Source organism: Coxiella-like endosymbiont of Rhipicephalus sanguineus (genome assembly GCF_018687865.1).
In genome coordinates this window covers 1-10,632 of the sequence record NZ_NIQB01000054.1, presented here as the reverse complement: position 1 = coordinate 10,632, position 10,632 = coordinate 1, and the positions used below count along the sequence as shown (strand labels likewise).

Sequence of the window (10,632 nt, the reverse complement as noted above, 5' to 3'; positions counted from 1 at the left end):
TTTGATCATGCAGGTGCACGACGAGCTCGTTTTTGAGGTCGCTGAAAAAGATCTCGATCATGTGGTTCCGCAAATCAAAAAAGCCATGGAAGAAGCTTCCTCCCTTTCGGTGCCTCTGGTGGTTGATATTGGAGTTGGCAGCAATTGGGATGAGGCACATTAGGGTTTATGGCGTCCCCTATTGATATTCAACGTTATCCTTGCCATTTGCCATTGATTGGTCAGGGGAGGGCAAGCGCGACTTTTAAATGCGCATATTCTGTGTGTGGGTGCTTGGGGGGAGAGTGGGTGATTGGGTTCTTCTGTATTGCAATATTTAGCAGCGGCAGGTATTAGCACCTTTGGCATTATTGATGGCCATCAAGTGGAAGTATCGAACTTTCAACGACAAGTCATTTTTACACCTAATGATGTTGGCAAGCATAAAGCGATTCAAGCAAAATATTTCCTTGAACGATTTAATCCTTCATTGCAAATAATTACTTATGAAACTTTTATAAGCGAAGATAATGCAGAAAAAACAGTGCGCGATTTTAAAATTATTTATCGATTGCACGGATAATTATCGCTCCCGTTATTTATTGAATGATGTTTGCGTTAAATTTAAAAAACCATTAATTTCAGTCAGTATTTATCAATTTCAGGGACAATGTAGCGTCTTTAATTATCAAGATGGCCCATTTTACCGTTGTTTATATGAAACATCTTCAGAAGAACTTACTGCTAATTGTGAATTAGGGGTGGTGTTCTAGGTGTATTGCCTGGAATTTTAGGTGGTATTCAAGCCACCGAGGCTATAAAAATTTTACTAAGCAAAGAAAAAATGCTATCCGGGCGGACTGCTAGCCATCGATGATTTATCGATGAGAATAAAAGAATTTATTATACTCAAAAATCCTCGGCCCGTGTTGTGTTGAGGGTAAATCAGTCAGTGATCTTTTTCCAAAAGATAAGGGTCGGGGACAAATTTAGGAAATAGAAGTTACAAAGCTCTCTCAGTGGTTAGAAAAATCAAACTCAGACATTTTATATTAATTGATGTGCGTGAACTTTATGAAAGAGATATCTGTCCATATTGGCGGCCTAAGATATTCCGTTACAAGAACTTAACGCGTTTCTAACGATGTTACCGAAAGATAAACTTATCGTTTGTTATTGCAAATATGGTCAGCGTAACCATTTCGCTGCACAATTACTAAAAAGATAGTGGGATTACCCAAGTTTCAAGCTTACAAGGAGGCATACTTACCTGGATCGATTTCATCGACCCTTCGGCTAGTGATGAGGCTACTAATTGTCTGCTATATAACCCGTCGAATTCGTAAGCTTTTATATAACCCTAAAGACTATACCCTAAAGACTATAATTAATATAAGTAGAGCATAATAAGTAGAGCATATAAGTAGAGCTGGTTTCTGATCCCATGAGGGGGCAAGCGGGGAACCGCTACCGGTCAATAAGTTAGCTAATTGATGAATAGGTAGTATAGTGGCCATACTCCTAGTTTCCAGATTTAATCGGAAAAATTTTAATGTTACTAACTTCAAAGTTTAAAAAACTAACTCAAATTGAGACTTTTTTAGCTGTCTCAAGTATGGCTTTATTGCTTCAAAAAACTGTTTTGGCAACTATACGTGTTATTTTATATAAAGAACATTTCTAAATCTTCTTGGGTTGTTTCTTACTCACCTAATCCTTATCAGGGGGATGTGAGATTTGACAATGGTTGTCCTGAAAACGGGCCTTGTACTATCCCGGACGGCCAAACGGTAGCAATTGTTATTACAACACCTTATGGGAATGCCGATGGCCTTGTTAAGATTGAGGACAAAAATGGAGTAAGTCGCACTTACGAACATGATAATGGAGCCACGGGTCAATGTCCCTGGATTATCCATGACTGCCGTACGCCTGCTGCTGCAGTGAATAACCTTCATAATAGCGATTGATTATTTATATTTTTGCTAATTCTTAACTAACTAACTAACTAACTAACAAGATCTAATGATTGACATAATGAAGAAACCAAGGAACGGCTTTTTTCTTTGTAATAATTTGATTAAAGGATTAATCATTTACTCTAATTAGGTATTTTGTCCTGTCTTCCAATTTGTTAAACACTCGTTTAAGCGTTGGGATTGCTCTGAACATAGAGTCTCTTATGGTCCCTTTGTTCTTAGTGCTTTTTATTGATGGGATGAGCTTGAGTCTTCTTTTTCTAGTTTTAAATGCCATCATCATCGACACGCATTCTGATTTTTTATCGGCAGCGACTTCGTTAGCCACCCGAGATTTTTTATGAGTTGATAACTGTGGGTATTTTTATAGTGTGCTAGATTAGGGAGATTTTTCTGATACGATAGGTTAGAAAAGCATTATTAATTTTCTTAATGGGATCGTTTCTCGGTTATTTATTGTCGGTCTTTTCATTAGTTATCCATAGTTTGGTCTTTTTAATCTTGGGACGAGTGATTGCCGGCTTTACAGCAGGTAGCCAACCCATTGTGCAAGCTGCGATTGTGGATGTCAGTTCTGAGGAACATAAAGCGCGAAATATTGGATTGATTTTATTATCAATCTCATTAGACTTTATCATTGGCCCGATTATTGGAGGCGTTCTGTCAGATAGCCGTTTTGTAAATTGGTTTGGATTTTCGACGCCGCTTTATTTTTCTTCTTTAATTTCATTGTTCAATGCATTTTTATTATGCTGTCTGTTTAAAGAAACCTTCAAACAAACAGGGAAAGTGCGTATTCGATTTCATTATGCAGTAAATATTTTTATTTCGGCTCAAGCATGAAAAAATTAAAAATTATCCGTTGTTTTATTGGTGATAATTTATAGCTGGAATAATTTCTTTTCCTTCATTTCGATGTTTATTCATTTCGATGTTTATTTTACACCGCTACAGATATACCACTTTAAAAGTTTCCTTACTGCTCGCTGATATGGGAATCGGTTTTAACATCGGTTGTGGTTATTTAGTCGATTACTTTGTAAAGCAATTTCGATTGAAAGCCGTTATAACCATCAGTTTTTTTGACTGCTTTATTTATACCCTTAATTGTCCTGACCCACGAAATTTTATTTATTTGTAGATTTTAATGGTGTTCGTAGAGATTTCCATTGCTGTCGTTTATTTGAGCGAAAACGAACAAGGATGGGTGATGGGCGTCACTGGCGGCATTATGGCATTGTGTTTTGGTCTCACTTCCTTTTTAACCGCTTATTTAGTGAGTTATGGTGTAAATATTTCTATAATTTGGCGTCTGGTAGCGGGCATGGTTGTGAGTGGTCTTTTAATGGTGCTCATTTTAAAGTTCCTGTAATATTAATTCAATAAGCAGGTGTTTTGAGATGCATCATCGGGAAACGGCACATATTGAAAGGATTCTTCTAAAACGTGCTAAAATGTTTCCCGTATTGGGAGTCTTAGCTCCTTGACAGGTAGGCAAAAGCACCTTCTTAATGAAAGAGTGGTCCGCCGTGTCTTCAGTAGGGCACCTCACCTATCTCACTTTTGATAAGCAAGAAATCGCTCTAAGAGCGAAGCACGCTCCAGAATAATTTCTATTAAACAAAAGTAGCTATCAATCCACCCCCGCTCATCATCGATGAAGCCTAGAAGGTACCCCACATATTCGATTCTATAAAAGCATTAAAAGCATTGATTGATGAAGAACGGCGGCTAGGTATTTTTACCTTTTCGAGTTCAGTAGAATTTTCCTTTAAAGTAGGGGTTCGAGAATCTTTAGCTAGTAGAATGGAGATCACGCGTCTGTATCCTACTGACAATGTAGGAAATAAATAGTCAAGCGTTTATGGATCCCTGGGTGAAGTTTAAATTTAATGACGCAAGTCCAGCTAAAATTAGCTAAAATCTAAAAGCGTTGAATACATGGCTTGAGCGAAGCAGAATGTCTATTTTCTGTGGTTTAAGCAATTCTGAAGAACGAATAAGTGTTATCAATAGTTGGTTAGAGGTAATCTGTTATAGAGATTTAAAACAGCTGGAAGACGGTAATTACGACAGTGAATTAGCTGTTAACTTACTAAATATCATTGCTGCAATGCCTCTTATCTCTTTGTCTAAGTTGGCTCATGAATTGGGTAGCAAACCGGCGTTTATTAAAAAATTTATTAGCTTTAAGATCCTTATTTTTGATATACGAATTATCATCTTTTGAAAACCCGAAGGTACACTCTCAATATAGAATATTTGACTCGTGGGATAAACCCTTTTCTTGGCAGAAAACAAAGCTTCATTTGGCAGCACAGCAGTTTATTGACGCTTCTCAGAAGGGAAATTCAAGCCGAGTCTCTATTATTATCAGATTTGGGGCGGTACTGAGATTGATTTAATTTTAAAAACTAAAAAAAGCTTATCGGAATTGAATGTGTAACAGCTATTGATATATCTCTTTATCAACAAAGAGGGATGAAAAGTTTCCTCAAAAAATATCCGGATGCTACAGGATATTTTATTGCTCCTATCCCAAAGTCCTATCAATTCAATAAAAATATTTTGGTGATTTCTTGGAAGCATATTAGGTCACTTTCTTACTTTAAATCAGTAAAATTTGTTTCCGCCACATTAACAGCCGGTTGATCAATGAATATTGAAATAGTTTGGAAAGGACAAAACTCTTTAGGCGAAGGACCGATATGACATCCCTTTGAAAATGTTTTGTATTGGATTTGATATTGCGAAGCCTTCTTTACATCGATTAAATCGCGTCAGCGTGATTACCAGTCCTGGGAAATGCCAGATTTTATTGGTGCAGTTGTGCTACGTAAAAAGGTGGTGTTGTGATTACTCTCGGCAATGCAATTTTTGGAGTGGAAATTCTTTCTTTGAAAATGACCAGGCTTGCGGCGATCGAACCCTGGAGCAATGAATTGCGCATGAATGATGGAAAATGTGATCGAGCGGGACGATTTTGGATCGGAGTGGCGAACCTTGATGTTAAAAATTCTAAATTAGGTTTATACTGCTTAGACCTTGATGGAAATCTGACTAAAATGCAAGAAGGCATTACTATTTCAAATAGGTTGAGTTTTAGTCCGGATGATCAAATTTTTTATTATACGGACTGAAATATCAGATTTATGAATATGATTTTGAGAATATGATTTTGATATTAATCACGGAGCAATTTTAAATCGGCGTATTTTTGTCCAATTAGAAAAAAGCTCCATAGAGTCTGACGGCTTAACGATCAGTAGTGAAGGATATATTCGGCAAGCACAATGGAATAGTAGAAAATTTTCCGTTATGCACCTGCACCAGATGTGGCCAAGAAAATAAAATCATTGAAATGCCCGTCTAACGTCCTACGAGTTGTATTTTCGGCGGATCAAATTTGGGTCGTTTATACGTGACTTCTTGCTCTCAAGGAATTGGCGAAACTGAAATTTTGCCTCCACCGGCTGGTGTAGTTTTTGCAATCGATGTTGGTGTCAAAGGCTTGAAAGAACCTGGTTTTGCGGGATTAGATTCTTTCTATCATTACCACAAGTACAGTCATTCTCAGGAAAGCTGGAATCTAAAGGCTAGCCTAAGACATTCTTTCCTCTGGATCCCCGTTTTCGCCGGAATGACAGACTTTGGATTTTTTATAGCCCTCACTACTTCTGAGGAATTATATGATCCCTAGAATATATTTTAAAAATATTTTGATTCTTATAGGCCCTAAGTAGTAATTTGAGAATGTTTGTCTTATACACTTTAATATATTAATCCTGCTTCTCATTAACCATTGCAAATATATGATTACTTGTTCTCGCTGAGGTTGAATTTGTGGTCTACTAGCGAGAAAGAATTCCAATGCTATTCCACTGTGACCGATTTCGCCAAATTGCGTGGTTGGTCGACATCTGTTCCCTTTAAGACAGCCACATAATAGGCCAATAATTGTAGAGGCACAGTATAGGCGATCGGAGCGATAATATCAGCCATAGTAGGCATTCGGATAGCTGAGCTATTATCCATTTTGGATTCCCAGGGAATTTGTTCATCCATGAAAATATATAACTCGCCTCCCCGCGCTTGGACCTCTTGCATATTGGATTCCAATTTTTCAATCAAGTGATCATTAGGTGCAACAACGATTACCGGCATACCTTTGTCGATTAAAGCTAAAGGACCATGTTTTAATTCACCTGCAGGATAAGCTTCTGCGTGCATATAGGAAATTTCTTTTAATTTTAAAGCGCCTTCTAAGGCAATTGGGAAAAGTGCACCACGTCCCAGAAATAAAGCATGTTGTTTATCTAAAAAACGTTTGGATAATTGCTTGATAGAAGCATCTAAATCTAAGGTTTTTGTAAAAGGTCTGGCAAATTTCGTAAATGGTTAATAATAATTTCGTGATTGTCGTTATTTCCTCGGTGAAACAAAGCCGCCAATAATAATAAAGAAACTAATTGGGTGGTAAATGTTTTAGTGGCGGCAACCCCGATTTCGATTCCTGCGCGAGTAAGGAAAACTAGATCAGCTTCACGGGCTACTGAACTGGTTGGGACATTGCAAATACCTAAGGTTGCTGCATATCCTAATTTTTTCGCTTGGCGTAGAGCTGCTAATGTATCAGCTGTTTCACCCGATTGGGATATTACGATGAATAAAGTATTAGGTTCCACTACAGCTTTGCGATATCGATTTTCGCTGGCAATCTCTACTTGGCAGGGAATGTCGGCTAAGGCTTCCAACCAATAGCGACCCACTAAAGCAGCGTGAAAACTTGTACCGCAAGCAACTATTTGAAGACGTTTTATTTTTCTAAAAATAGATTCCGCTTTATGTCCGAGACTCTGTGGAGTCACTGTGTTATTAATTAAATGCCCAGAAATCGTATCGAGCACGCCTTGGGGTTGCTCGAAAATTTCTTTTTGCATAAAATGACAGAATTTTCCTTTTGTCGCCGTATCGTAATTAATTTTTGAAGTATAGGAAGGCCGTTCAATTAATTTTCCAGCTTGGTCGTAGATGGAAACAGTATCAATTCCAATTTTAGCGACATCTCCTTCTTCTAAATAAATAAATTGCTGAGTTACGGGAAGCAAAGCGCTGATGTCTGAAGCAATAAAATTCTCCCCAATTCCTAATCCAATGACAAGAGGGCTGCCGCAGCGAACGACGTATAATGCTTCGGGTTTTATAGTTGAAATAATGGCTAATGCATAAGCTCCCCTCAATTCTTGAATGGCTTGTTGGATGGCTGATAATAATTCCTGTTTCTTTTTACTGTGGTAATGAATCAAATGTGCAATTACTTCGGTATCGGTTTCGGTCTCAAACACATAGCTTGATTTTGTGAGTTTTTGTCGAAGTGATTCGTGATTTTCAATGATGCCATTGTGAACGATGGAAATGTCATTCTCTGAGCAGTGGGGATGTGCATTTTTTTCTGTTGGTTTTCCATGCGTTGCCCAGCGAGTATGGGCAATGCCGGTATAACCCCGTAGAGGTTTTTTCCCCAGCCTTTCCGCGAGCGCTTGAACTTTACCTTTGACGCGAATTCGTTGAATTTTTGTCGTTTTTGGATGGAGAATGGCAATCCCGGCTGAATCATAGCCACGGTATTCCAAACGATTCAAACCTTCCAATAAAATGTTCGCCACATGACGTTGAGCAATGGCTCCTACAATGCCACACATGTTTAGTTCCTTTATCAAAAAATTTAAGAAATGCATTATACTTCTATTTTAAGAATAATGAGAAAAGATAGGAGAAGAGATGTGAAAATTCCCACTAAAATTAGCTCTTTAAGGATAGTTTTAATGGGTTATTTAGGTTATGCTGATTCCTTGCTATTAGTAGGTCGCTACTGTACTGTTCCTACTTTTTTTGGCTATTGAATAGAGTAATTGGTGGTTCAGCCGTGCCGGAACAAGGAAGCCCCTATACTTATTCTTTAAAAAGCGATGAGAGAAACAAAAAAATCTTAGATGTTTAACTTTAATTCTGGAAAAATTAGAGGGGTCTACAATAAAGCTAACAACATTCTAACCCTAGGAGATGATACTCCAGACCCTGGAGTCTATAGTTCAGCACATTGCCCCCCAACGCTGACTTAAGTTCCAATTCTCAACGAAGGACGCCTACGAATTAATATGAATCTCCAAATTGCGTGATCCTTCCAGACGCGTTATCATTTGCGATTTGATTTAGAGCCATCGAAGGAAAGCCAATGCCATCACGCCAAGAGTGTGCTAATGCGATTCGTGCGTTGCAATGGATGCCGTAGAAAAAGCTAATTCAGTCATCCCGGAATGCCGATGGGAATGGCGGATATTGCGGAAGTATTGTGGCGCGATTTTCTAAAATTCAATCCCGCTAATCCCCATTGGGCGAATCGCGATCGATTTATTTTATCGAACGGTCACGGTGCTATGTTGCAATATGCGCTGTTACATTTGACCGGTTTTGATTTATTAATTGAAGATTTAAAAAATTTTCGACAGTTCCATTCACGCACACCGGGCCATCCCGAATTTAGACATACCCCGGGTGTGGAAACAACGACTGGACCACTTGGACAAGGACTAGCCAATGGTGTCGGGATGGCGATCGCCGAACAGATTCTGGCTAGGTTTTTAACTGTAAGGCATTTCCCATCGTGGACCATCATACCTACGTTTTTGTTGGGGATGGCGACCTCATGGAAGGCATTTCTCATGAAGCTTGTTCGTTAGCAGGAACCTTGGGCTTGGGGAAGTTAATTGTTTTTTATGACGATAACGGAATTTCCATCGATGGGGATGTGCGAGGATGGTTTACCGACGATACACCAAAGCGCTTCGAAGCTTATGGATGGCAGGTCATTCCCTATATTGATGGGCATGATCCCAAGGCCATTTCCCAAGCTATTATCGCGGCAAAAAATGAAATCACCAGGCCCACCCTTATTTGCTGCAAAACGATAATTGGATACGGAGCACCTATTTTGGCGGGCCAGGCAGTGACACACGGGGCTCCCTTAGGAGAAGAAGAAGTGGCTGGTGCCCGTAAAATTTTAAATTGGCCTTATCCGCCATTTGAAATTCCAGAAGAGATTTATGCTGCATGGGATGCAAAAAAAGGGGGAAGGAATGTGAAACTCAGTGGAATCAACTATTTACGAATTATGAGAAACATCATCCGGAATTGGCAAAAGAGTTTTTGCGACGACAAAAAAAATTGTTATCCGCAGACTACGCCAAAAAAATACAAGAGTTTATTTTAAATAGGGAAGAATCCAAAGAAGATAATGCTACGCGTAAATTATCCTTACAATGTTTAAATGCTATTGCATCTTCATTACCTGAAATAATTGGCGGCTCTTCCGATTTATCAGAATCCAATTGCACGAAATGGTCTGGAGCTACCATTTTGAGTCAAGAAAACCGCCAGGGAAATTATATTGAATATGGTGTGCGTGAATTTGCAATGACAGCTATTGTGAATGGCATTGCGTTACATGGCGGCTTTATCCCCTTTGCCGGTACTTTTTTAACTTTCTCGGATTATGCGCGAAATGCTGTTCGTCTGGCAACGCTCACCCAAGCGCATTCTATTTTTGTTTATTCTCATGATTCGATTGGTTTGGGAGAAGATGGGGCTACGCATCAACCGATTGAGCAATTGGCTTCCTTGCGAATGATTCCCGGTTTGCAGGTGTGGCGTCCTTGTGACGGTACTGAAGCAGCTGTTGCTTGGCGAGAGATGATTGAACATCATGGACCTAGTTGTCTTTTGTTAACTCGTCAAAAAGTTAGGCATCAAAATCGAGATTTCCAGCAAGTGGAATTAATTGCAAGAGGGGGGTATGTATTGTGGGAAGCAACAGAACCCTCCCAAATTATTCTCATCGCGACAGGTTCTGAAGTAATGATTACTGTTGAAGCGGCGAAGGCCTTGGAAAAAAATATCCCGGCGCGAGTGGTTTCCATGCCCTGTTGTGAAATTTTTAAAAATCAAGATATTGAATATCAAAAAATGGTTTTACCTCCACACATAACCAAGCGCATTGCTATTGAGGCGGCTCATCCAGATTATTGGTATCAATTTGTTGGGCGTGAAGGTAAAGTAATTGGAATTGATCAATTTGGTGCTTCAGCACCTTATCAAATGATGTACCGTGAATATGGTTTCACTCCAGAGCGAATTATTGAAACGGTGAAAGAATTTTTCGACGAATTTGAAATTTAAGGAGAAGTAGCATGACATATAAAATTGCTATTAATGGTTATGGCCGCATTGGTCGAAATATTTTACGAGCTTTTTATAAATCAAAAAAGCATCACGATTTTAAAATTGTTGCTATCAATGATTTGGGAGATATCAACACTAATGCTCATTTAACTAAATATGACTCAGTGCATGGACGGTTTCCTGCTGATGTAAGTTTTGATAAAGAGGGATTAATGATCGATGGTGATAAAATTAAAGTAGGTGCAGTAAGGAATCCAGAGCAATTGCCCTGGAGGGAACTTGATATCGATTTGGTGCTTGAATGCACGGGGCTATTTACAAGTAAAGAAAAATCCGAAGCACATTTAAAAGCAGGGGCAAAAAAAAGTTTTAATTTCTGCGCCGGCTGGTAACGACATTAAAACAATTGTGTTTGGCGTTAATGAGCATTAGTGTT

The 10,632-nt window shown here is 38.9% G+C and carries 12 protein-coding genes and 3 pseudogenes; 13 read left to right on the top strand and 2 right to left on the bottom strand.

Going from position 1 to position 10,632, the window contains the following annotated elements; translation table 11 throughout:
* From B1F79_RS03260 to B1F79_RS03235, 7 genes are all read left to right on the top strand, one after another.
* A partial coding sequence (locus tag B1F79_RS03260) for a DNA polymerase (protein WP_251365979.1) occupies positions 1–163 on the top strand: 163 nt, incomplete at its 5' end.
* 129 nt (positions 164–292) lie between these two features.
* A complete protein-coding gene (locus B1F79_RS03255) occupies positions 293–562 on the top strand; it encodes a HesA/MoeB/ThiF family protein (RefSeq protein WP_251365977.1) in 270 nt (89 codons plus the stop codon).
* Positions 510–752, top strand: a complete 243-nt coding sequence (locus B1F79_RS06905) for a ThiF family adenylyltransferase (RefSeq protein ID WP_372443124.1) — start codon at positions 510–512, stop codon at positions 750–752. The genes B1F79_RS03255 and B1F79_RS06905 overlap by 53 nt, the downstream gene beginning before the upstream one ends.
* Before the next feature lie 957 nt (positions 753–1,709).
* Positions 1,710–1,949: a hypothetical protein gene (locus tag B1F79_RS03250; RefSeq protein ID WP_251365976.1), complete on the top strand. Its 240-nt coding sequence runs from the start codon at positions 1,710–1,712 to the stop codon at positions 1,947–1,949.
* 212 nt (positions 1,950–2,161) lie between these two features.
* Complete coding sequence (locus B1F79_RS03245) at positions 2,162–2,302, top strand: hypothetical protein (RefSeq protein ID WP_251365975.1); 141 nt, start codon at positions 2,162–2,164, stop codon at positions 2,300–2,302.
* A gap of 88 nt (positions 2,303–2,390) precedes the next feature.
* Positions 2,391–2,801: an MFS transporter gene (locus B1F79_RS03240; RefSeq protein ID WP_251365974.1), complete on the top strand. Its 411-nt coding sequence runs from the start codon at positions 2,391–2,393 to the stop codon at positions 2,799–2,801.
* 304 nt (positions 2,802–3,105) lie between these two features.
* Positions 3,106–3,330 (top strand): hypothetical protein, encoded by a 225-nt coding sequence (locus tag B1F79_RS03235; protein ID WP_251365973.1) that lies wholly within the window; start codon positions 3,106–3,108, stop codon positions 3,328–3,330.
* Positions 3,331–3,515: 185 nt separating this feature from the next.
* Here B1F79_RS03235 and B1F79_RS06360 read toward each other — a convergent pair whose 3' ends face one another.
* A complete protein-coding gene (locus tag B1F79_RS06360; protein WP_285896381.1) occupies positions 3,516–3,638 on the bottom strand; it encodes a hypothetical protein in 123 nt (40 codons plus the stop codon).
* 280 nt (positions 3,639–3,918) lie between these two features.
* On the opposite strand from B1F79_RS06360, the gene B1F79_RS03230 reads away from it, so the two are divergent.
* From B1F79_RS03230 to B1F79_RS06345, 4 genes are all read left to right on the top strand, one after another.
* Positions 3,919–4,188 carry a hypothetical protein gene (locus tag B1F79_RS03230; RefSeq protein WP_251365972.1) on the top strand — a complete coding sequence of 90 codons (270 nt, stop codon included), beginning with the start codon at positions 3,919–3,921 and terminating at the stop codon, positions 4,186–4,188.
* A 622-nt stretch (positions 4,189–4,810) separates the two neighbouring features.
* Positions 4,811–5,098: an SMP-30/gluconolactonase/LRE family protein gene (locus tag B1F79_RS06355; protein ID WP_308159729.1), complete on the top strand. Its 288-nt coding sequence runs from the start codon at positions 4,811–4,813 to the stop codon at positions 5,096–5,098.
* Between the two features lie 43 nt (positions 5,099–5,141).
* A complete protein-coding gene (locus tag B1F79_RS06350; RefSeq protein ID WP_308159730.1) occupies positions 5,142–5,309 on the top strand; it encodes a hypothetical protein in 168 nt (55 codons plus the stop codon).
* A 55-nt stretch (positions 5,310–5,364) separates the two neighbouring features.
* On the top strand, positions 5,365–5,658 hold the full coding sequence (locus B1F79_RS06345; protein ID WP_285896380.1) for a hypothetical protein: 294 nt from the start codon (positions 5,365–5,367) through the stop codon (positions 5,656–5,658).
* A gap of 173 nt (positions 5,659–5,831) precedes the next feature.
* Here the strand turns inward: B1F79_RS06345 and glmS are convergent.
* Positions 5,832–7,660: pseudogene (gene glmS, locus B1F79_RS03215) on the bottom strand (glutamine--fructose-6-phosphate transaminase (isomerizing)).
* A gap of 533 nt (positions 7,661–8,193) precedes the next feature.
* Here glmS and tkt point away from each other — a divergent pair.
* Positions 8,194–10,193, top strand: a pseudogene (gene tkt, locus B1F79_RS03210) (transketolase).
* A gap of 11 nt (positions 10,194–10,204) precedes the next feature.
* A pseudogene (locus B1F79_RS03205) lies at positions 10,205–10,625 on the top strand (glyceraldehyde 3-phosphate dehydrogenase NAD-binding domain-containing protein); the annotation flags it as partial.
* Positions 10,626–10,632 lie beyond the last annotated feature (7 nt).

Bases quoted from the DNA above. Each gene is read 5' to 3' on its own strand.
- B1F79_RS06905 (WP_372443124.1), top strand. From the start codon at position 510: ATGCAGAAAAAACAGTGCGCGATTTTAAAATTATTTATCGATTGCACG.
- B1F79_RS03245 (WP_251365975.1), top strand. From the start codon at position 2,162: ATGGTCCCTTTGTTCTTAGTGCTTTTTATTGATGGGATGAGCTTGAGT.
- B1F79_RS03240 (WP_251365974.1), top strand. From the start codon at position 2,391: ATGGGATCGTTTCTCGGTTATTTATTGTCGGTCTTTTCATTAGTTATC.
- B1F79_RS03235 (WP_251365973.1), top strand. From the start codon at position 3,106: ATGGTGTTCGTAGAGATTTCCATTGCTGTCGTTTATTTGAGCGAAAAC.
- B1F79_RS03230 (WP_251365972.1), top strand. From the start codon at position 3,919: ATGTCTATTTTCTGTGGTTTAAGCAATTCTGAAGAACGAATAAGTGTT.